The organism is Roseomonas gilardii, from assembly GCF_001941945.1.
GTDB lineage: Bacteria > Pseudomonadota > Alphaproteobacteria > Acetobacterales > Acetobacteraceae > Roseomonas.
On sequence record NZ_CP015583.1, the window covers coordinates 4,133,866 to 4,154,828 of the forward strand.

Here is a 20,963-nt window from a genome sequence, read left to right on the forward strand (position 1 = left end):
CCAGGAGGAAAACCCAGGGGGCAACCCCATCTCCGCTGCGGCGTCCTGCCCCTGGTGCAACCCGTCGAAGGAGGTCTCCCATGCCCGCCCGCCAGCACTATGCCCCGCCCGGCCCCCTCGGCTTCGGCGGCGCGCCCCTGGGCAACATGTTCGAGCGTGTCTCCGATGCCGATGCCACAGCCACGCTCCAGGCCGCCTGGGACTGCGGCATCCGCTACTTCGACACCGCACCGGAATATGGGCCCGGCATTTCCGAGCACCGCTTCGGCGAGTTCCTGCGCAACCACCCGCGCGACGGGTTCGTGCTCTCCACCAAGGTCGGGCGGCTGCTGCGGGCCGATGCCAGCAAGGGCGGGCGGCACGGGCCCTTCGTCGCCGGCCTGCCCTTCCGGGTGGACTACGACTACACCGCCGACGGCACCCGCCGCTCGATCGAGGACAGCCTGCAGCGCCTGGGCCTGGCCCGCATCGATGTGGCCTATATCCATGACTGCGCCGAGGACGCGCATGGCCCCCGCTGGCGCGAGGTCTTCGACACCGCGATGAAGGGCGCCGCCATGGCGCTGACGAAGCTGCGGGAGGAAGGCGTGATCCGCGCCTGGGGCCTGGGGGTGAACCGGGTCGAGCCCTGCGTCCTGGCGCTGGAACAGGCCGATCCGGATGTCTTCCTGCTGGCCGGCCGCTACAGCCTGCTGAACCAGCCGGCACTGGAGGAGCTTTTCCCCCGCTGTGCCGAGCGGGGCGCGCATGTGGTGGTGGGCGGCCCGTACAATTCCGGCCTGATCGCCGGCGGCCGGAACTTCGAGTACCAGGAAGCCTCCGCCGAGAAGGTCGCCGCGCGCGACCGCCTCGCCGCCATCGCGAAGGAGCATGGCGTGGACCTGCGCGCCGCCGCCCTGCAGTTCTGCGCCGCGCCGGAGGTGGTCTGCTCCGTGATCCCCGGCACCAAGAACCCGCAACGGGTGCGGGAGAACGTGGAACTGATGCGCCAGCCCATCCCGGCCGGTTTCTGGCAGGCGCTGAAGCAGGACGGGATCCTGCCCGAGGCGGCGCCCGTGCCGGGGGGATAGGGGACGGGTTTTCCCGCGCCTGCGATCACGCGCTAACCTCTCCTCCCTGAACAGGATCGAAGGCGGGGCTGGCGTGGATCTCGGGCTCAAGGACAAACGGGCGATCGTGTGCGGCGCAAGCCGCGGCATGGGCCGGGCCATCGCCCTGGCCCTGGCGCGGGAGGGCATGGTGCTGACCATCGCCGCCCGCACCCCGGACACCATCCAGGCGGCCGCCGCCGCCATCGCGGCGGAAACCGGTGCCCGCGTCACCCCCGTCGCGGCGGACCTGACCACCGAGGCCGGGCGGGCCGCCGTGCTGGCGGCCTGCCCGGAGCCGGATGTGCTGGTGAACAACGGCGACGGCATGCCGCCCGGCGACTTCCGCGACTGGGACCGCGACACCTGGATGCGGGCGCTGGACATGATGATGCTCTCGCCGATCCAGATGATCCGCGGCGTGGTGGACGGCATGATGGCGCGCGGCTTCGGGCGGATCGTGAACCTCGCCTCCCGCAGTGTGAAGTCGCCGCATGCGGAGCTGGGCCTGTCCAACGGCGCGCGGGCCGGACTGGTGAATTTCTGCGCCGGGCTGTCGCGGCAGACCGTGGCCCGGGGCGTCACCATCAACAACGTCCTGCCCGGCATCGTGGCGACGGAGGCGCAGGAGGCCCATGTGCGCGGCCTCGTCGCCATGACCGGCCGCCCCTACGAGGCGATCTGGGCCGAGCGCGCCGCCGCCAACCCGGCGAAGCGCTACGGCACGGCAGAGGAGATCGCGGCCGCCGTGGCCTTCCTCTGCTCCGCCCAGGCGGGCTTCATCACCGGGCAGAGCCTGCTCGCCGATGGCGGCCAGTTCCCAGGCTGCTTCTGAGCCTTACGCTGAACGGAACCGGGGGATTTCCTCTCGGCTTCCGAACAAATCTCCCCGCTGTCACGGCGGGGTGCCTTGCCGCCCTCCCAGGGGCGGACCAAGATCAGCCCTAAACCTTGGGGAAGGACCGCTACCATGGACGATATCGTCATCGCCTCCGCCATGCGCACGCCCGTCGGGGCGTTCAACGGCGCCTTCGCCAGCCTCCCGGCCCATGCGCTGGGCGCCATCGCCATCAAGGCGGCGCTGGAGCGGGCCGGCATCCGCCCGGAGGAAGTGGACGAGGTGATCCTGGGCCAGGTGCTCACCGCCGGCGCCGGGCAGAACCCCCCGCGCCAGGCGGCGGTGCATGCCGGCATCCCGGTGGAGCGCACCGCCTTCGGAATCAATCAGGTCTGCGGCTCGGGCCTGCGCAGCGTGGCGCTGGCGGCGCAGCAGATCGCCACGGGCGATGCCGGCATCGTCATCGCCGGCGGCCAGGAGAGCATGACCCAGTCGCCGCACTGCGCGAACCTCCGCGCCGGCCAGAAGATGGGCGACCTGTCGCTGGTGGACACGATGATCCGCGACGGGCTCTGGGAGGCCTTCAACGGCTATCACATGGGCAACACGGCGGAGAACGTGGCCCAGAAGTTCCAGATCACGCGCGAGCAGCAGGACGAGCTCGCCTACAACAGCCAGCGCAAGGCGGGCGAGGCGCAGAAGGCCGGCCGCTTCACCGACGAGATCACGCCCGTCACCATCAAGGGCCGCAAGGGCGACACGGTGGTGGAGAAGGACGAGTATCCCAAGCCCGAGACGACGATGGAGATCCTGGCCAAGCTGCGCCCGGCCTTCTCCAAGGACGGCACGGTCACGGCGGGCAATGCCTCCGGCATCAACGACGGCGCGGCCGCCATCGTGGTGATGAAGGGCTCCGAGGTGGCGAAGCGCGGGCTGACGCCGCTGGCCCGCATCGCCTCCTGGGCCACGGCGGGGGTGGACCCGACCATCATGGGCACCGGGCCGATCCCGTCCTCCCGCCGCGCGCTGGAGAAGGCGGGCTGGAACATCCAGGACCTCGACCTGATCGAGGCGAACGAGGCCTTCGCCGCCCAGGCCTGCGCCGTGAACAAGGATATGGGCTGGGACCCGGACAAGGTGAACGTCAATGGCGGCGCCATCGCCATCGGCCATCCGATCGGCGCCTCGGGCGCCCGCGTGCTGACCACCCTGCTGCACGAGATGAAGCGGCGCGGGGCGAAGAAGGGCCTCGCCACCCTCTGCATCGGCGGCGGCATGGGTGTCGCCATGTGCGTCGAGGCCCCCTGAGGAGGCCATCTGAGAAGGTTCCGGCACGGCCGGCGGTCCGTTTGACCGCCGGTCCGGTGCCTTGTCTGCCGTGGGACGGAACCCTGCCGCCGATGCGGCACTCCGCCCCCTGGCACCCCTGACCCGTCAGAACCTTCCAGGACCATCCGGCGCTAGCGGGACGCCTCCCGCGCTCTGCCGGAAGTCCCGCCTTCCTACTCCGAAGACATGGCCGCCTCAGCGAGGCGTCTCGGTCCCCAGATCTCCCTCGCGCGCCAGAACCTCATCCGCTGGCAGGGCATGGCCCTGATCCCGCGCCGCGGGCGCCAATCCGCGGCCGACCCAGGCCGGCACCGCTACCCGCCGTCCGCTCGGCTGGCTCCTCAGCGGCAGCGCCCCGAAGACCTCCTTGCGGGCCTCCATGATCGTCACGCCCGAAAGCTTCGGCGAAAGGGCGTGGCCGGCACTCTCCCAGAGCCGCGCGGTCCGCAGCAGCAGCCGGGAGCGGAAGGGAGGCACGAACAACGCACCGTCACGACGTTCCACGTGGAACATGCCGCGTTCCAGCAGCCGCGCGAGTTGGGCGGGGGTATAGGGTTGCCCATGGCCCAGCGGCGTATGGTCCAGATGCGCCCAGATGCTGCGCCGGTTCGGCACCACGATCAGAAGCCGCCCCTCATCCCGCAGCACGCGCCAGACCTCCCGCAACATGCGCCGCGTATGGTCGGCATGTTCCAGCCCATGGACCATCAGCACGTTGTCGAAGCTGAGATCCGGGAAGGGCAGGCTCTCTTCCTCGGCCAAAGCCAGGGCACAGGGACCATCCGCCGGCCAGCGGGACAGCCGTCCCGGTGGCTGCCCCTGCACGGGCATGACCGAGATCAGCCGCGCGGCACGGCGGCGCCAGAGCCGCAGATAGGGGCCGGCATAGCCGACACCCAGCACGTCGCTCCCCGCGAGTTCGGGCCAGACGGCCCGCAGCCTGGCCCGCAGCAATCGCTTGGCAACGATCCCCGTGGGCGATGCGTAGAATTGGTCGAGTCCATGGACCTCGGCGCTCATGGGACGAATATAGGGCGCTCATCGAAAGGAGACACTGCCAATGGCACTGACGGTTCGGGCGATTCCCTGCCTGTCGGACAATTATGCTTGGGCGGTGACCGATACGGCGACCGGCACCGTCGCCATCTGCGACCCCGGCGAGGCGCGGCCCGTGCTGGCCGACCTGCCCGACGGGCGGTGCGACTTCATCCTCCTCACCCACCACCACCAGGACCATATCGGTGGCGTGGCGGAGCTCGTCGCCGCCACCGGCGCCAAGGTGGTCGGCGCCAAGGCCGATGCCTATCGCTTGCCACCGCTCGACCATGCCCTCTCCCCCGGGGACGGGATGGCGATCGGATCGGCGCGGGCCGTGGTGATCGACACGCCCGGCCACACGCGGGGGCATATCGCCTTCCACCTCCAGGCCCCCCGCTCCCAGGACAAGGAGCGGAGCCGCAGCCCGGATATCCTTCTCTGCGGCGACACCCTCTTCTCGCTCGGCTGCGGGCGGCTGCTGGAAGGCACGGCGGAGGAGATGTTCGCCTCGCTGCAAAGGCTCCGCACCCTGCCGCCGGACAGCCTGGTCTGCTGCGGGCACGAGTACACGCTCTCCAACGCCCGCTTCGCCCTCACCGTGGAGCCCGACAACAAGGCGCTCCAGGCCCGGGCACAGCAGGCGCGCGAGCAGCGCGGACGGGGCGAGGCGACCGTGCCCACCCGGCTGGAGGAAGAGATGGCGACCAACCCCTTCCTGCGCGCGCCCGACGTGGCGGCACTGGCGAAGATGCGAAAGGCCAAGGACGAGTTCCGGTGATCCGGCGGGGAGATCCTCCATGAACATCGACCTGCGCGACACGCGGCTTTCCGCCGACGCGGTGGCGGAGGCACTGGAGCTGAAGCCGCATCCCGAAGGCGGCCGCTACCGCGAAACCTGGCGCGACGAGCCCGGCGACGGCACGCGCGGGGCCGGGACCTCGATCCTCTTCCTGCTTTCGGCGAAGGAACGGAGCCACTGGCACAGGGTGGACGCGGCCGAGGGCTGGCACTGGCATGCCGGGGCACCGCTCCAGCTCAGCCTTTGCTGGGAGGGATCGGACCCCCTGGAGGTCGTGCTCGGCCCCCATCTTTCCGCCGGGCAGCGCCTGTCCGCCGTGGTGCCCCGGCGCTGGTGGCAGGCGGCCGCCCCCCTGCCCCCAGCGGCCGGCCAGGGATGGAGCCTCGTGACCTGCACCGTCTGCCCCGCCTTTACCTTCGCGGGCTTCGAACTGGCCCCCACCGGCTGGACGCCGCACCGGTCATGAGCGACGCCCCCGCCTGGGACGCGCGCTATGACGCGGAGGGCTTCACCTTCGGCGAGCAGCCGAACCGCTACCTGGAAAGCATGCTGCCGCGCCTGCGCCCTGGACAGCGCGCCCTGGCCCTGGGCGATGGCGAAGGCCGCAACGGCGTCTGGCTTGCCCGCCAGGGCCTGGACGTCACCAGCCTGGACTGGTCGGCCAGGGGTCTCGCCAAGGCGCGGGCATTCGCCAGCCGGCACGGCGTCGCACTGGAAACGGTAGCCGCCGACCTGACGCGCTGGGACTGGCCCCAGGGACGCTTCGATCTCGTGGCCTGGATCTTCGTCCATCTGCCGCCCGATGACCGCGTCCTGGTGGCGCAACGGGCCATGGCCGCCCTGGCCCCTGGTGGCCTGCTGGTGTTGGAAGGCTTCTCGCCCGCCCAGGAAGGCCGCCGCTCCGGCGGGCCGCGCGACCCGGCCCTGCTCTGGACGGCCGATGAGGCCCGGCACCTCTTCGCCGGCCTGCGCCTGCTCGAATGCCTCGGCGGCACCGTCCTGCTCGACGAAGGCCCACGCCATCAGGGCGAGGCCGAGATCATCCGTGGGCTGTGGCAGCGAGTGGGGTGATCGGCCCCGGGGCCAGGGGGCACGGCGCGGAATGCAGCTCGCAAGGACGGCAATGCCGCCGGCCGGAACTGCTCTACACTGTGCCGGCCACAGGACAAGGAATCGGGCAGCATGGGTTTCCTGCTCCGGACCGTCATCACCGCCATCGCCTTCTGGGTCGCCTCGCAGGTGGTGTCGGGCATCCACCTGCCGGGCCTGGTGGGCACGCTCATCGCCGCGGTGGTCTTCGGCCTGATCAATGCCGTGATCCGGCCGGTGGTCGCGTTGCTGTCCCTGCCGCTGACCATCCTCACGCTCGGCCTGTTCTCGCTGGTGATCAACGCGGCGATGTTCGGCCTGACCAGCCTCCTCTCGCCGCTCAGCATCGAGGGCTTCTGGTCGGCCTTCTGGGGCGCCATCATCGTGGCACTCGTGTCCTGGTTCGCCAGCAGCCTCGTCCGCGATCGGATCTGATGCGGACGGCGCACCGCGCCGCCGCGATGCGCCAGTGGGGTCCCGCCAACAGACCTCAGCCGGTGGACAGGGGCCGGTACTTCAGGGGCGCGACCTGGAAGGGCAGGATGCTGATGTCCTTCCAGACCTCCTGCCGCACATAAGGATCGTCCGCCAGCCAGGCATGCACGGCCGCCTCGTCCGGCAGGTCCAGCACCATCATGGAGCCGATCATCCGGCCATCCGCATCGGTCAGCGGGCCGCCGATCAACAGGCGGCCGGATTCGGCCTCCGGCGCCACGCGGGCGAAATGGGCCGGACGCGCACCCTGCCGCCGGACGGGGGCCTCCGCGTCCTTGCCGTCATAGGCGAGCACCATGAAGGGCATGGGTTCCTCCTTCCTTCCACTGTTCCAGCAGCCTGGGACCGGGAAGGAGGAACGAGGCGGCCCGGGCCGTCAACCGCCCGGGCAGCGAGCCATCAGAACACCACGAGGCGCCAGCCCGGCCGAACCGGGCCGGCACCCGGCAGGCGTGTCAGTACATGTGCTGGCCGCCGTTGATGGACATGGTCGAGCCCGTGATGAACTCGGCATCGTCGGCGGTCAGGAAGCAGACGCCGCGCGCGATGTCGTCCGCCCGGCCCAGACGGCCGACGGGGATGCGCGCGATGATCTTCTCCAGCACGTCGGGCGGCACCGCGCGCACCATCTCCGTGTCCACATAGCCCGGGGCGATCGCGTTCACCGTGATGTTGAACCGCGCCCCTTCCTGCGCCAGCGCCTTGGTGAAGCCGTGGATGCCCGACTTGGCGGCGGCATAGTTCACCTGCCCGTACTGGCCGGCCTGGCCGTTGATCGAGCCGATATTGACGATGCGGCCGAACTTCTTGGCCGACATGTCCTCCCAGACCAACTTGCAGAGGTTGAAGCAGGAGCCGAGATTCGTGTCGATCACGTCGTCCCACATCTTGCGGTCCATGCGCTTCATGGTGCCGTCCCGCGTGATGCCGGCATTGTTCACGAGGATCTCGATCGGGCCGTACTTCTCCTTGATCTCGGCGACGGCGGCCTTGCACTGCTCGAAATCGCCGACATCGAAGCGGATGCACGGAATGCCGGTGCGCTCCGTGAAAGCCCGGGCGGCCTCCTCGTTCCCGGCATAGGAGGCCACAACCGTGCGGCCCTGGTCCTTCAGTCTTTCGCTGATGGTTGCCCCGATGCCGCGCTGACCACCGGTGACAAGTGCGACGCGTGCCATGCTCTGGCGCTCCTCCTGGCAGAACGGACCCTTGCGATCTTTGTCGCTCCGGCCGGTCTTAACAAGCGTAGGCAAGAAACGAAGTTACGCAAAGCCAAGGATTGCCATTCGTTTTGATACCGGGAGCGAAAGTCGAGGACGGCGGCCGGAGAGGAAGGCAAGGCCCCTCCCCGCCCCGGTTGCGTCAGCCCGGCTCCCGCCCCGCGAAACGGGCGTGTGCGAAACGGGGGCGAGCCACGCGAGAAGAGCGTGGCATGGCGCCGGACGCGGATGCTAAGCGCCGCGCCGCAGACCGCCTTATCCTGGAGCTCTTTCGATCATGAACATGCCCGTCGTCGCCCTCCTCTGGCCCGACCACGCGAAGCGCGAGCCCGACACCGTGCTGCGTATGCTGGAGGTGCTGGAGCGCCGCTGCCTCGAAATGGGCGCCGAGGACGCGGCCGGGCATCTCGCCGAGGCGATGGAAGCCCTGCGCCGCGAAACCACCGAGCGCCGCCTCGCCGCCTGATACGGGCGGCCGCCCTTCCTGTCCGGCGCGGCGTTGCGCTGCCCCCGGGGGAAAGGCTCAGCCTTTCGCCCCGGACCCCCTATCCGCCAGGACCCTGAGGGTCCTGGACCTCCCATTCGCTGGCGCCTGCTGCGGCCGGATCACGCCGGAGAGCATGGCTCTCCGGCGGACTGTCGGCGCCACGAGCGCGGACAAGGTATCTTTCCTTTTCCGGGCGCCCCGCCTTTCCACCTGCTCCCCCGGGATCGGACGGCAGGCTGACGGCTGCCACGGGAACCAACGAAGGCCCGGGGTCCGGGGACCGGCTTCGGCCCCCGGCGGAGAGGGGGTCCGGCGGGAGAGGCAGCGCCTCTCCCCCGGGGCCAGCCACAAGGCGCAAGGCCCCACAGGGGGAAAGCTTCTGCTCCGCGTCGCTCTCAGGGCGCCGGCGGCAGCGTGCCCGCCTGCAGCCCCCGCGCCACCTGCCCCGCCAGCCGCAGATACCCATCCGCCGGCATTTCGCAGCCATCGGCGGCGCGCGACAGGAAGCCCGCAGCCTCCGGCGGACGCGGCACCTCCCGCAGATAGGGCAGGATGGCCGTGCCCTCGTCGAACTCGTCGAGATTGGCCGTCTGCATCATCCGCACGCCCGCGCCGATCAGGTTCCGCGCCTGGTGCCAGTAGAACCCGCCACAGCGGCGCGGGATCTGGTTCAGCGGGCCGGAACGCCCGTCATGCCGCTTCAGGTTGGTGGCGGAAAACCCCGGCCAGGCGACGGGCAGGTAGCCGATGCCCAGGCGCCGCGTTTCCGCCAGGTCGGGCAGGACATGGCTTCGCAGGAACTCGTCCGCCCCCGCCTCGTCCGCATAGGCGCCGATGGGCCAGGGGCTGATGATGTCGAGGCTGCGGTAGATCGCCGCCCATTCCGGCTCCCGCCGGGAGGCGCCGGTCAGCGTCCGCCAGTCCGCCGCCACGCCGCCCATCAGCGTCAGCGGCCCCGTGGCCCGCAGCCCGTCCAGCAGGGCCTTCGCATGTGCCGCGTCGAAGCCGATCCCCACCGTGCCCAGGCCGAAGAGGCTGACCACGGGCCAGCCGCGATGGTGCTGCCAGGACGGCCGGTCCAGCATCCCGGCAGCACGCATCCGGCGCAGGTCCTCCACCACTTCCGGGTAGCGCTCCTGCGGGAAGCCGGTGAGGTCATAGACGATGAAGACCTGCCCCTCCTGCGCGGCGGCGGCCTCCAGCGCCAGTTCCAGCGTGCGGTCGGCCATTCCCTGCAAAGGCGTGCCCAGCGCGTTGGCGAAGCGGGCGAGCAGCATGCTGTGCAGCCCGTGCTGCCGCATCCAGCGGACATGCGTCTCCAGCGTCGCGCGCCGCTGCGCCGAATAGACCCGCATCGGCTTTCCCGCGGCATCGCGCATGGGCGTGTCGCAGAGCGCCTCGGCCGGCATGCCGGAAACATCGGGCCAGAGGTCGAAGGTCGGCTCCAGCCCGCCGCCGTGGCGGGGCGCGAACCAGTGGAACCAGCCTCCCCCCGGCGCCTCCCCCGGGCAGGCGAACCAGCCCTGGTAGCCGACGATCATGCGGCCATCGAGGCCCTCGCCCCGCGCCAGGACAGGGGCGAAGGTCAGCAGCCCCAGCCAGCAGGCGAGCGACAGGCCACGCCGGAGCCGCGTCATGGCGATCCTCATGGCATCCCTTCCTTCGTTCCCGCCAGAGAGGAGCGGAGTGGCCAGGGAAGATCAACCTGTGGTGGAACCTCCGTTCCCGGCCTCCGGGAGCGGTGCTACCGTGCCGGCGTGTCCGCCCGGCGCAGCACGAAGAGCGCCTGCTCCCCGAACAGGTTCGCCAGGCGCAGGCTGCGCCGCCACGGTGCGCGGAGCCCGTGCTCGTCCACCGCCAGCCATTGCTCCACGATATAGCCCTCCATCCCGCAGAGGGTGATGAAGTCCAGCATGGTACAGGGATGGATGTTCGGCGTCTCGTACCAGGGCCGGTTCCAGGTCTCGGTATCCGGCATCCGGCCATTGACCAGCAGCTTCCAGCGCAGCAGCCAGTGCCCGAAATTGGGGAAGGAGACCACGGCGCGGCTGCCGATGCGCAGCATCTGCGCCAGCACCTCGCGCGGCTTCTCCACCGCCTGGAAGGTGCGGGACAGCACCACATAGTCGAAGGCCCGGTCGGGATAGAAGGCGAGGTCGTTGTCGGCATCGCCATGGATCACGGCGAGGCCCTGCCCCACCGCGCGCGCCACCTCGGCCATGTCGATCTCGATGCCGCGCGCATCGGCCCGCTTCTCGCGCGTCAGGTGGTCGAGCAGCGCGCCGTCACCGCAACCGATGTCGAGAACCCGGGCGCCCTCCGGGATCATCTCCGCGATCAGGCGCAGGTCGAGGCGCATGTTCTTGGCGACGAAGCGGACCGGCGGCACGTTATCGGGCAAGGCGTCCCATCCCAAAACCAGATCGCGGAAGACGGATCGTGCCCGGATGTAGGGCAGATCGGGACCGAAGTCACATGCCGCGCCGCATCCCGGGCCAGCCATGCCCCGGCATGGGGAAAGCCGGCCCGCCTGGATCCTTTGCCCATCCGCGCCGTTCTTCCTGCAGCGCGCCACGCCGAGGCGGGCGCGGACCCGACAGGAGAAGGAAACGGCCCATGTCCGACCCGATCACGCCGAGCCAGCCGACGCAGCCGACCCCGACCATCCCGAACGACCCGGCCACCCCGCCCGCCACGCCGGAGGTGCCGCAGCCCCCTGCCACGCCGCCCTCGGCGCCGCCCGCCCCGACGCCCCAGGTGCCTTCCACCCCGGGGCCGGGCGTCCCGGAGATCACGCCGGACAGCACGCCCGAGATCACCCCGTCCTCGCCGCCGGAGGTGACGCCGCCATCGCCATCGCCTATCCCTCCCAGCGTCAACCCAACGGCACGCCTTTGATCCAGTCCGAGAACCCCGCGATCGTCCTGGCCAGCGCCTCGGCCTCCCGCACCGCCCTGCTGCGGGCGGCCGGGCTGCGCTTCGAGGCGGTGGCCGCCGCCGTGGACGAGGAAAGCATCAAGCTGAGCTGCCAGGCCGAGGGCATCCCGCCCGGCGAAGCGGCGATGATGCTGGCCGAGGCCAAGGCCCGCCGCGTCGCCGACAGGCTGGCGCGGCAGGGCGCGCCGGACGTCCTGGTGATCGGCGGCGACCAGCTCCTCACCTGCCACACAGAGGAAGGGGAGCGCTGGTTCGACAAGCCGCGCGACCTGGGCGAGGTCCGCAGCCATCTGGAAACGCTGCGGAACCGCGAGCACCGGCTGCACACGGCGGTACTGTGCTGGCGCAACGGCGTGCGGATCTGGCAGCATCTCGCCGTATCGCGCCTGACCATGCGGGACTTCTCGGACACCTTCCTCGACGCCTATCTGGCGGAGGAAGGGACGCAGGCCATGGCCTCGGTCGGCGCCTACCGCCTGGAAGGGCCGGGCATCCAGCTCTTCCGCAAGGTGGAGGGCGAGCACAGCGCCATCCTCGGCCTGCCCCTGCTCCCGCTGCTCGATTTCCTGCGCCAGCACGGCGTCCTCGGGCGCTGAACCTGGGCCGGTTCGCCGGCCCGGCTTGGAAACCCCCACCCCACCTGTCATCGTTCTGTCATCTTGCGCCGTGAGACAATGCCTCTCCCGGCCCCGGAGGACATGGAGGTGGGAGACAGGGATTGTATGGACTGAGCCTGCTGATTCAGCTCGCCGGCGAGGCGGCCCTCCTGCTCTATGGGCTGAGCCTCGTGCAGCGGGGGATTGATCGCGCCTATGGTGCCCAGCTCCGCGAGGGCCTGGGCCGCGCCCTCGGAGACCGCTGGCGAGCCTTCGTCGCCGGGCTGCTGGCCACCACCGCGCTGCAATCCTCCACCGCCGCCGGGCTGATGGTGGGCGGACTGCACGCTGCCGGGGCGCTGGGGCTGGTGCCGGCGCTGGGCGCGATGCTGGGGGCCAATGTCGGCACGGCGCTGATCGCCCAGGTCCTGTCCTTCGATCTCCGTCCCGTCTTCCCGCTGGTCATCCTGCTCGGATGGATCGGCTTCAAGCGCGGGAAGAAGGCACGCACCCGCGATCTCGGCCGGGCCGCGATCGGGCTAGGCCTGATGCTCTGCGCCCTGTTCCTGCTGCTTTCCTCCATGCAGCCGGTGGAACATTCGGAGGGTCTCCGCCAGCTCCTGCATCTTCTGGAGGGCTCTCCGGCCGCCGCCGCCCTGCTGGCCGCGCTCCTGGCCTGGGCGACGCATTCCTCGCTGGCCGCCGTGTTGCTGGTGGGCTCGCTCGCCTCCACCGGCGTCGTCGGCCCCGGGACGGCGGTGGCCATGGTCGCCGGCGCCAACCTGGGCGGGGCGGTTCCGCCGCTCCTGGCCGCCCGGCACGGCGCGCGGGGCGGCGGGACGGACCCGGCCAGCCTGCGCCTGCCCGTGGGCAACCTGCTGAACCGCCTCGTCGGCATGGCCCTGGTGCTGGCGCTGCTGCCGCAGGCCACCGCCCTGCTTTCCGCCGCGCCGGGCCGGTTGGTGGCGGATGCGCATCTGGGCTTCAACCTCGTGATGGCGGTGCTGTTCCTGCCGCTGCTGGACCCGCTGTCGAAGCTGTTGCGCCGCCTGCTCCCGGACCTGCCGCCGGAGCGCAATCCGAGCGCGCCGCGCTATCTCGACGAAGGGGCGATCGCCACGCCCTCCGTCGCCCTGGCCAATGCCGCGCGGGAGGTGCTGCGCATGGCCGACACGCTGGAAACCATGCTGCGCGATTCCGGCGAGGCGCTGCGCCGCGCCGACCGGGACGAGGCCCGGGCGGTGGGCCGCCTGGACGATGTGCTGGACCGGCTGCATGGCGCCGTCCACGCCTATCTGAGCCGCCTGCCGCAGGAGGACCTGCCGGAGACCGAGGCACGCCGCCTCGCCGAGGTCCGCGCCTTCGCCATCGCGCTGGAACATGCGGGCGACGCCGTTTCGCGCAACCTGTCCAAGCACGCCGCCCGCCGGGCCCGCCGGGGCATCCCGCTCTCGCCGGAGGATCTGCGGGTGCTGGAAGAGCAGAACGACCGCCTGCTGGCCCAGCTCCGCCTCGCCGTCGCGGTCTTCATGCACGAGGATGCGGAGGCAGCGCGGCAACTGGTGCGGGAGAAGGAGGCCTGGCGTTCGGCGGAGCGGGAGGCGACGGACCGCCTCGTGGAAACCAGCCCCACGGGTTCCGCCGCGGCGAGCCTCGTGCTGGACGTGACGCGGGACCTCAAGCGGATCGGCGCGCATCTGGCCAGCATCGCCTATCCCCTGCTGGAACGTCAGGGCGAGCTGCGCTCCACCCGGCTCCGCGCCCCGCCGGTGACGGCAGGGGAATAGCACCGGGCCGCGATCCGTCTCCCGCCCACCGCGCGCCTCTCATGCTCCCCTGTAAGGGGAAGGCCGTGGAACCACGCTTTTCATTCGCTTATATGGAAGAAGCACCGGCAGGACGCGTTCTTGCACGGAATGGCATCCTCCCTCTCGCGGAAACCCCCCGATGTCCGCCACGACCCTGGCATCCTCCGCCGGCCTCGGCATCCAGCGCCCGGCGGCCCTGCTGGCCGGCGTCGCCCTCCTCGTCGGTGCGCTGCTGATCGGACAGGCCGTCAGCCCGCACCAGGCCCTGCTCTATCTGCTCGGCGCCGCGCTGGGTCTGGTGCTCTACCATGCCGCCTTCGGCTTCACCTCCGCCTGGCGCGTCTTCATCGCCGACCGGCGTGGCGAGGGCCTGCGCGCCCAGATGGTCATGCTGGCCCTGGCGACGGTCCTCTTCTTCCCCGTCCTGGCCGCCGGCAGCCTGTTCGGCCAGCCCGTCTCCGGCCTGGTCTCCCCGGCCGGGACCTCGGTGGTGGTGGGCGCCTTCCTCTTCGGCATCGGCATGCAGATGGGGGGCGGCTGCGCCTCCGGCACGCTCTACACCGTGGGCGGCGGCTCCACGCGCATGGTGATCACCCTCGCCGCCTTCATCGCCGGTTCCGCCATCGGCGCGGCGCATCTCCACTGGTGGGCGGCGCTGCCCAGCCTGCCGCGCCTCTCCATCGTCCAGCTCTGGGGCCCCTGGGCCGCCATGGCGGTGCAGCTCGCGGCCTTCGCCGCCATCGCCGCCGTGACGGTGGTGCTGGAGCGGCGGCGCCACGGCATCCTGGCCACCCGTCCCGCCGCGCCGCGCCAGGGGCTGGCGCGCTTCACCCGCGGTCCCTGGCCGCTGCTGGCCGGGGCGGTGGCGCTGGCCCTGCTGAACTTCGCCACGCTGGCCCTGGCCGGGCGGCCCTGGGGCATCACTTCCGCCTTCGCGCTCTGGGGCTCCAAGGCGGCGCTCGCCCTGGGCTTCGATGTCGATGCCTGGCCCTTCTGGTCCACGCCCGCGGCCCAGGCGCAGCTGCATGGCAGCGTGCTGGCGGACGTCACCTCGGTGATGGACTTTGGCATCATCCTGGGTGCCCTGCTCGCCGCCGCCCTGGCCGGGCGCTTCGCCCCCACTTGGCGCGTGCCGCTGCGCTCCGCCATCGCGGCGGTGGCGGGCGGGCTGCTGCTCGGCTACGGCGCGCGCCTCGCCTATGGCTGCAACATCGGTGCCTATTTCTCCGGCATCGCTTCCGGCAGCCTGCATGGCTGGGTCTGGCTCGTCGCCGCCTTCGCCGGCAACGTCCTCGGCACCCGCCTGCGGCCCCTCTTCGGGCTGGAGGTCGAACGGACACCGCGCCTCACCGGGTGCTGATCCGCGCCTCGCTTCGGGCGTTGCGCGTCCCGGGGGGACAAGGCTCCGCCTTTTCCCCCGGACCCCCTTATCCGCCAGGACGCTGCGCGCCCTGGACCCCATTCGTTGGCCCTCGCTGACGCTGGATCACGCCGGAGAGCATCGCTCTCCGGCGACTTCGGGCGCCACGAGCGTGGGCAGGGTGTTTTTCTTGTTCGGGAGACCCACTGATCCGCCAGCTCTCAGGGATCAGGCGTTGAACTGACGGCGACCACCAGCACCAACGAAAGCCCGGGGTCCGGGGACCGGCTTCGGTCCCCGGCGGTGAGGGGGTCCGGGGCGAGAGGCAGCGCCTCTCCCCCGACGGGCGGCCACGAGGCGCCACCCCGGTCATGGCAGCGATGGGTGCGGGCCTCATTCCGCGATCCCGCGATCTGGTCTAATCCATCGGCCGTGAGCGACACCCTGGCCCCCCTCCCGAGCGTGGAACACCAGCGCGCCGTCTTCGCGGACGGGCTGGCCCTGGATTGCGGCATGACCATCGCGCCCATGGCGGTGGCCTATCGCACCTACGGGCGGCTGAACGCCGATGCCTCCAACGCGATCCTAATCTGCCATGCCCTGACCGGCGACCAGTACGTGGCCGAGCCGCATCCGGTCACCGGCCGCGACGGCTGGTGGAAGGGTGTGGTCGGGCCGGGCGACGCGATCGACACGGACCGCTTCTTCGTCATCTGCGCCAATGTGCTGGGCGGCTGCATGGGCTCCACCGGCCCGCGGGAGGAGATGACGGATGCCGAGGGGCGCGGGCTCGGCCGGCCCTGGGGCACGGATTTCCCCGTCATCACCATCCGCGACATGGTGCGGGCGCAGGCCAGGCTGGTCGAACACCTGGGAATCACCCGCCTCCTCGCCGTGGTCGGCGGCTCCATGGGCGGGATGCAGGCGCTGGAATGGGCGGCGACCTTCCCGGACCGCGTCTTCGCCTGCGTGGCCATCGCCACCGCCGCGCACCATTCGGCGCAGAACATCGCCTTCGACGAGGTGGGCCGCGCCGCCATCCATTCCGACCCGGACTGGAAGGGCGGCCGCTACTGGGAGGATGGCCGGATTCCGGCGCGTGGCCTGAGCGTGGCGCGCATGGTCGCCCACATCACCTATCTGTCCGAGGCCGCCCTCGCCCGGAAGTTCGGCCGCCGCCTCCAGGGCGCCAAGGCGCTGACCTTCCTGGAGGACGTGTTCCAGGTGGAAAGCTACCTGCGGCACCAGGGCTCGACCTTCGTGCGCCGCTTCGACGCCAACTCCTACCTGACCATCACCCGGGCGATGGATTACTTCGACCTCTCGGCCGAACATGGCGGGGACCTGTGGCTGGCCTTCCAGGGCACGCGGACACGCTTCCTGCTCACCTCCTTCACCTCCGACTGGCTCTTCCCGACCGAGGAAGCCCGCGAGATCGTGCGCGCGCTGAACAAGGCGGCGGCCAATGTCTCCTTCCTGGAGATCGCCTCCGACAAGGGCCACGACGCCTTCCTGCTGGACGAGCCGGAGTTCCGCCACACCCTGCGCGGCTTCCTGCGCGGCGCGGCGGAGCGGATCGGCGTCTGATTCACGGAGGCTTCGGCGTCGTTTTCGTGGCCGGTCCCGGGTGGAGGCTCCGCCTCCCCCAGACCCCGCCTTGAGCTGACGCGGGTGACATAGGTCGGTCTGACGCCTGATCCCTGGGCGCAGGTGGATCTGTCCGCGCTGACGACGCCCATGGTCACCGGAGAGCGAAGCTCTCCAGCGCGATCCGGCATCAGGAAAAGCCAGCGAATGGGGTCCAGGGCGCGCAGCGTCCTGGCGGAGTGGGGGGTTTGGGGGCGAGGCGGAGCCTTGCCCCCAAGGCCAGACAAACCCAGGACCGGAAAGGACAGTTCTCCGGTTTTCAGCCAGCCGGCCGGCCCATGACCTCCGCCGCCGGGTCCTGCGGCTTGTAGGGCGCCGCAGCGGCACGGGCACGGCGGGTGTGCCAGGCTTCCATGAGCTGCATCACCGTGGCGGCGGTCTCCTCGATGGAGCGGCGGGTGACGTCGATCACCGGCCAGCCGCGCGAGGTGCAGAGGCGCCGGGCCGCCAGGATCTCGGCCTTCACCGCTTCCTGGTCCACATAGTCCGTGCTGTCCTGCCGCACCCCGGCGCCGCCGATCAGCTTGAGGCGATGGCGGCGGATCTCGATCAGCGAGTTCACGTCGATGGTCAGACCGATCACCGGACAGGGCGGATCGCCCAGCTCCTCCGGCAAGGGCGCGCCGGGAACGATGGGGACATTGGCGGCCTTGATGCCCCGGTTGGCGAGATAGAAGCAGGTCGGTGTCTTGGAGGAGCGGGAAACGCCCACCAGGCAGACATCGGCCTCGTGGATGCCGGCCGTGCCCTGCCCGTCGTCATGCGCCAGCACATAGTGCATCGCGTCGATGCGGCGGAAATAGTCCGCGTCCAGCACGTGCTGGGCGGCCCGCTTCTCCCGCGCATGCTCGCCGATCTCCGTCTGCAGAAGCTCCAGCGTCTGGTCCAGCACGGACAGGCTGCGCACCCCCAGCCGGCCGCAGAACTCCTCCAGGCTGTGCCGGATGGAACGGTCGGCGATGGTGAAAAGCACAGGGCCGGGCTCGGCCTGAATGCCTTCCAGCACCTGTTCGAGCTGGAAGCGCGACCGGACCAGGAACCAGCGGTGCTGAAGGCAATGGGGGTCCTCGAAGCGCGCCAGGGTGGCGCGGGCCATGGAGGCCAGCGTCTCGCCGGTGCTGTCGGAAACCAGATGGAGGTTGATGGCGCGGGTGGACATGGACCCCACTGTGAAACGGTGGAGGGAAGCGGGGAAGATGGTGCATCCGGTGGAAAACTCCCCGCCCCGACTCATGCCCTGGGAGAGTCGGGGATGGCGAGTCACATCTCATGCCGGCCGGGATGGATGAGTCATAGGCCCGGTGTGACTCAGGGACTGAGTCAGCGACTCGCCCTGACTCGCCGAGTCACCCTGACTCAGCGCCTGTGGAAAACTCTGGCGTGAGTCTGTGGACGCCCTGCATCCCCTTTATCCACAGGCCCTACAGACCACCTCATCTCTTCTCTGACTCTTATTTTCGAGTGAGAAGGGAGCATGGACATGCCGGACAAGCCCTTCCTCCGAGCCCTGGCCGGCGACGCCGTCTGGCCGCCGCCGCTCTGGCTGATGCGCCAGGCCGGCCGCTACCTGCCCGAGTACCGGGAGGTCCGGGCCATCGCCGGGGATTTCGTGAGTCTCTGTACCCATCCGGAGCTGGCGACGGAGGTGACTCTCCAGCCGCTCCGGCGCTACGGCTTCGACGCCGCCATCCTGTTCAGCGACATCCTGATGGTGCCCTGGGCGCTGGGGCAGCCCCTGCGCTTCGCCGAGGGCGAAGGACCCCTGCTGGAGCCTCTGCGCGACGCCGAGGCGATCGCCGGGCTGCGGCTGGATGGGTTCCTGGACCGGGCGAGGCCGATCTTCGAGACGGTCTCCCTGCTCAGCGCCACCCTGGCGGTGCAGCACCAGCGCACCGCCCTGATCGGCTTCGCCGGGGCGCCCTGGACGGTGGCCTGCTACATGGTGGAAGGCCGCGGCGGCGGCGAGTTCGCCCATGCCCGCCGCATGGCCTTCGGCGACCCGCTGCTGTTCGGCCGACTCATCCGCACCCTGACCGAGGCGACGGCGGAATACCTCCTGGCCCAGGTCCAGGCCGGGGCCGAGGTGCTCATGCTCTTCGACAGCTGGGCCGGCCTGCTGCCGCCCTCCCAGTTCCGCCGTTGGGTGATCGAGCCGACAGGAGAGCTGGTGCGGCGCCTGCGCAAGCAGCTTCCGCCCGGCTTCCCGATCATCGGCTTCCCCCGCATGGCCGGGCCGATGCTGGTGGAATATGCCGCGCGAACCGGGGTGCAGGCGGTCGGGATGGACACCGCCATGGACCCACGCTGGGCGGCGGCGAACCTGCCGCCGGGCCTGGCGCTGCAGGGCAACCTCGACCCGCAGGCCCTGGTCGCGGGCGGCGCGGCGCTGGAGGCGGAGGCGCGTTCCCTGATGGCGGCGATGCGCGGGCGTCCCTTCGTCTTCAACCTGGGGCACGGGATCGTGCCGCAGACACCGCCGGAGAACGTGGCCGCCCTGGTGCGCATGGTGCGCGCCGCCGTCTGATGCCTGAACGGCACCTCGTCCTGGAACGCTGGGTGCTGGAGCGCTGGCGCCGCCGGCCCCTGCTCATCTGGAGCACCAGCCTGCTGCTCGTCGCGGCCGGGCTTGGGCTGCGGCTGGCGCTGGACGGCGTCATGACGCCGGGCAGCTATCCGCTCGTCACCTTCCTGCCGGCGGTGCTGATCGCCGCCATGATGGGTGGCTTCTGGCCCGGCATGGTGGCAACGGTGCTGTCTTCCCTGGCATCCTGGTTCTTCCTTCTGGAACCGGCGGGCCGTTTCAGCACCCTGGATGCCGAGCATCTGCTGGGACTGGTGCTCTTCTTCACCATCTCCCTGCTGAACAGCGTCCTCGCGGAGCTGCTGCACCAGAGCCTGAGAACCGCGCAGGCGGCACGCCGGAAGGCCGAGATGCTGGCGGCGGAGATGGAGCGCCGCGTGGCCGAGCGCACGCTGGCCCTGGAGGCGGAGCAGCAGGACAGGCGACGCGCCGAGGAGGCGCTCGCCCAGGTGCGGCACATGGAATCCCTGGGCCGGCTGACCGGGGGGATCGCGCACGACTTCAACAACCTGCTGACCGTGGTGATCGGCCAGGCGGACCGGATCATCGCCGCGACGCCCGACGAACGGCTGCGCGGCATGGCGAGGCTGGCCCGCCGGGCGGCCGAGCGCGGGGCGGATCTGACGCGCCAGCTCCTGGCCTTCTCGCGCCGGCAGGTGCTGCGGCCACGTGCCCTCGACATGGCGCATGTCCTGCCGCCGCTGCGGGAACTGATCGCCCGCACCATCGGCGAGACCATCACGGTGACGGCGGAAGCGGCGCCGGGCCTGTGGATGGTGCGGGCCGACCCGGCGCAGTTCGAGAGCGCGATCCTGAACCTCGCCATCAATGCACGCGATGCCATGCCGGCGGGCGGCTCGCTGCGGCTGCGGGCCGCCAATCTGCCGCTCTCCGCGTCCCAGGCGCGGGAGCTCCGGCTGGAGGCTGGCAACTACGTGGCGCTGCAGGTGACGGATACGGGGCAGGGCATGGACGCGACGACCCTCGCCCATGCCTTCGAGCCCTTCTTCACCACCAAGCCGGTCGGAAGCGGCAGCGGCCTCGGCCTGGCGCAGACCTATGGCTTCGTGCGCCAGTCCGGCGGCTCGATCACCGTGGAAAGCCTGCCCGGACGCGGCACCAGCCTGACCCTCTACCTGCCGCGCGCGGACGGGACGGAAGCGGCGGAACCGGCGGCCGGCCCGGAGGAGAACGGCCCCTCCCCTTCCGCCGGGACCGATGCCTCCCCCCACCCCCCGCGCGGCGGGCGCACCGTGCTGCTGGTCGAGGACCAGCCGGACCTGCGCCGGATGATGGAGGAAACCCTGCGCGAGGCCGGGTGGCGGGTGCAGGCGGCCGCCGATGGCGCCGGGGCGCTGGAAGCCCTGCGGACCTTCCTCCCCGACCTGCTGCTGACCGATGTGGCCCTGCCCGGCGGCGTCAGCGGGACCGAGCTGGGGCGCTATCTCTGCGGCCGCCATCCGGGCGCGCGGGTGCTGCTGATGTCGGGCCTGCAGGACCGTGACGTGGAAGGCACGGGCTTCCCCTTCCTCGGGAAGCCTTTCGGCCGGGAGGAACTACTCAGGGTTGTTTCTATTGTCTTGAATGACGCATTGCGGGAAACTCCGGCCAATGGGGATTTCTCTGCCACGAGAGCCGATTGACCGTCCTG

The 20,963-nt window shown here is 70.8% G+C and carries 21 protein-coding genes; 15 read left to right on the top strand and 6 right to left on the bottom strand.

From position 1 onward, the window contains the following. Nucleotides 1-80: 80 nt before the first annotated feature. The 3 genes from RGI145_RS18665 (at nt 81) to RGI145_RS18675 (ending at nt 3,234) form a co-directional block, all read left to right on the top strand. Nucleotides 81-1,070, top strand: a complete 990-nt coding sequence (locus RGI145_RS18665) for an aldo/keto reductase (protein WP_075799559.1) — start codon at nt 81-83, stop codon at nt 1,068-1,070. A 106-nt stretch (nt 1,071-1,176) separates the two neighbouring features. After that, nucleotides 1,177-1,923 carry an SDR family oxidoreductase gene (locus RGI145_RS18670; RefSeq protein ID WP_335740089.1) on the top strand — a complete coding sequence of 249 codons (747 nt, stop codon included), beginning with the start codon at nt 1,177-1,179 and terminating at the stop codon, nt 1,921-1,923. Between the two features lie 135 nt (nt 1,924-2,058). After that, the gene (locus RGI145_RS18675) at nt 2,059-3,234 is read left to right on the top strand and encodes an acetyl-CoA C-acetyltransferase (RefSeq protein WP_075799561.1); all 1,176 of its coding nucleotides are present in this window, start codon (nt 2,059-2,061) and stop codon (nt 3,232-3,234) included. Between the two features lie 216 nt (nt 3,235-3,450). Here RGI145_RS18675 and RGI145_RS18680 read toward each other — a convergent pair whose 3' ends face one another. Further along, nucleotides 3,451-4,275 carry a class I SAM-dependent methyltransferase gene (locus RGI145_RS18680; protein WP_237183133.1) on the bottom strand — a complete coding sequence of 275 codons (825 nt, stop codon included), beginning with the start codon at nt 4,273-4,275 and terminating at the stop codon, nt 3,451-3,453. 40 nt (nt 4,276-4,315) lie between these two features. On the opposite strand from RGI145_RS18680, the gene gloB reads away from it, so the two are divergent. The 4 genes from gloB to RGI145_RS18700 all read left to right on the top strand — a co-directional run bounded on the left by gloB (nt 4,316) and on the right by RGI145_RS18700 (nt 6,616). Then, nucleotides 4,316-5,071 (top strand): hydroxyacylglutathione hydrolase, encoded by a 756-nt coding sequence (gene gloB / locus RGI145_RS18685; RefSeq protein ID WP_075799562.1) that lies wholly within the window; start codon nt 4,316-4,318, stop codon nt 5,069-5,071. Nucleotides 5,072-5,090: 19 nt separating this feature from the next. Further along, complete coding sequence (locus RGI145_RS18690) at nt 5,091-5,558, top strand: cupin domain-containing protein (RefSeq protein ID WP_075799563.1); 468 nt, start codon at nt 5,091-5,093, stop codon at nt 5,556-5,558. After that, nucleotides 5,555-6,163: a class I SAM-dependent methyltransferase gene (locus RGI145_RS18695; RefSeq protein ID WP_075799564.1), complete on the top strand. Its 609-nt coding sequence runs from the start codon at nt 5,555-5,557 to the stop codon at nt 6,161-6,163. The genes RGI145_RS18690 and RGI145_RS18695 overlap by 4 nt, the downstream gene beginning before the upstream one ends. A gap of 111 nt (nt 6,164-6,274) precedes the next feature. Beyond that, nucleotides 6,275-6,616, top strand: a complete 342-nt coding sequence (locus tag RGI145_RS18700) for a phage holin family protein (protein ID WP_075799565.1) — start codon at nt 6,275-6,277, stop codon at nt 6,614-6,616. A 55-nt stretch (nt 6,617-6,671) separates the two neighbouring features. Here the strand turns inward: RGI145_RS18700 and RGI145_RS18705 are convergent, their stop codons facing one another. Together RGI145_RS18705 and phbB are read right to left on the bottom strand one after the other, a co-directional pair. Continuing rightward, nucleotides 6,672-6,983: a YciI family protein gene (locus tag RGI145_RS18705; protein WP_075799566.1), complete on the bottom strand. Its 312-nt coding sequence runs from the start codon at nt 6,981-6,983 to the stop codon at nt 6,672-6,674. Between the two features lie 148 nt (nt 6,984-7,131). Next, a complete protein-coding gene (gene phbB, locus RGI145_RS18710; protein WP_075799567.1) occupies nt 7,132-7,854 on the bottom strand; it encodes an acetoacetyl-CoA reductase in 723 nt (240 codons plus the stop codon). A 319-nt stretch (nt 7,855-8,173) separates the two neighbouring features. On the opposite strand from phbB, the gene RGI145_RS18715 reads away from it, so the two are divergent. After that, entirely contained in the window at nt 8,174-8,362 is a 189-nt protein-coding gene (locus tag RGI145_RS18715) for a hypothetical protein (RefSeq protein ID WP_075799568.1), read from the top strand. A gap of 416 nt (nt 8,363-8,778) precedes the next feature. On the opposite strand, the gene RGI145_RS18720 is transcribed toward RGI145_RS18715, so the two are convergent. Beyond that, complete coding sequence (locus RGI145_RS18720; protein WP_075799569.1) at nt 8,779-10,032, bottom strand: glycoside hydrolase family 71/99 protein; 1,254 nt, start codon at nt 10,030-10,032, stop codon at nt 8,779-8,781. A gap of 95 nt (nt 10,033-10,127) precedes the next feature. Continuing rightward, entirely contained in the window at nt 10,128-10,742 is a 615-nt protein-coding gene (gene metW, locus RGI145_RS18725) for a methionine biosynthesis protein MetW (protein ID WP_075800199.1), read from the bottom strand. 257 nt (nt 10,743-10,999) lie between these two features. On the opposite strand from metW, the gene RGI145_RS25175 reads away from it, so the two are divergent. The 5 genes from RGI145_RS25175 (at nt 11,000) to metX (ending at nt 16,671) form a co-directional block, all read left to right on the top strand. Then, nucleotides 11,000-11,281 carry a hypothetical protein gene (locus RGI145_RS25175; RefSeq protein WP_156878601.1) on the top strand — a complete coding sequence of 94 codons (282 nt, stop codon included), beginning with the start codon at nt 11,000-11,002 and terminating at the stop codon, nt 11,279-11,281. Next, nucleotides 11,278-11,916, top strand: coding sequence for a Maf family protein (locus RGI145_RS18735; protein WP_075799571.1), 639 nt, complete (start codon nt 11,278-11,280; stop codon nt 11,914-11,916). The genes RGI145_RS25175 and RGI145_RS18735 overlap by 4 nt, the downstream gene beginning before the upstream one ends. A 122-nt stretch (nt 11,917-12,038) precedes the next feature. Then, nucleotides 12,039-13,703: a Na/Pi cotransporter family protein gene (locus tag RGI145_RS18740; protein WP_075799572.1), complete on the top strand. Its 1,665-nt coding sequence runs from the start codon at nt 12,039-12,041 to the stop codon at nt 13,701-13,703. A 160-nt stretch (nt 13,704-13,863) separates the two neighbouring features. Continuing rightward, nucleotides 13,864-15,084 (top strand): YeeE/YedE family protein, encoded by a 1,221-nt coding sequence (locus tag RGI145_RS18745; RefSeq protein ID WP_075799573.1) that lies wholly within the window; start codon nt 13,864-13,866, stop codon nt 15,082-15,084. Nucleotides 15,085-15,516: 432 nt separating this feature from the next. Then, on the top strand, nt 15,517-16,671 hold the full coding sequence (gene metX, locus RGI145_RS18750; protein WP_335740090.1) for a homoserine O-acetyltransferase MetX: 1,155 nt from the start codon (nt 15,517-15,519) through the stop codon (nt 16,669-16,671). A gap of 319 nt (nt 16,672-16,990) precedes the next feature. Here the strand turns inward: metX and RGI145_RS18755 are convergent, their stop codons facing one another. After that, entirely contained in the window at nt 16,991-17,890 is a 900-nt protein-coding gene (locus tag RGI145_RS18755) for a pyruvate, water dikinase regulatory protein (protein ID WP_075800201.1), read from the bottom strand. A gap of 315 nt (nt 17,891-18,205) precedes the next feature. Here RGI145_RS18755 and hemE point away from each other — a divergent pair, with 315 nt between their 5' ends. Beyond that, nucleotides 18,206-19,255: a uroporphyrinogen decarboxylase gene (gene hemE, locus RGI145_RS18760; RefSeq protein ID WP_075799574.1), complete on the top strand. Its 1,050-nt coding sequence runs from the start codon at nt 18,206-18,208 to the stop codon at nt 19,253-19,255. Next, a complete protein-coding gene (locus tag RGI145_RS18765) occupies nt 19,255-20,955 on the top strand; it encodes a DUF4118 domain-containing protein (RefSeq protein WP_083670950.1) in 1,701 nt (566 codons plus the stop codon). The genes hemE and RGI145_RS18765 overlap by 1 nt, the downstream gene beginning before the upstream one ends. Nucleotides 20,956-20,963: the final 8 nt, after the last annotated feature.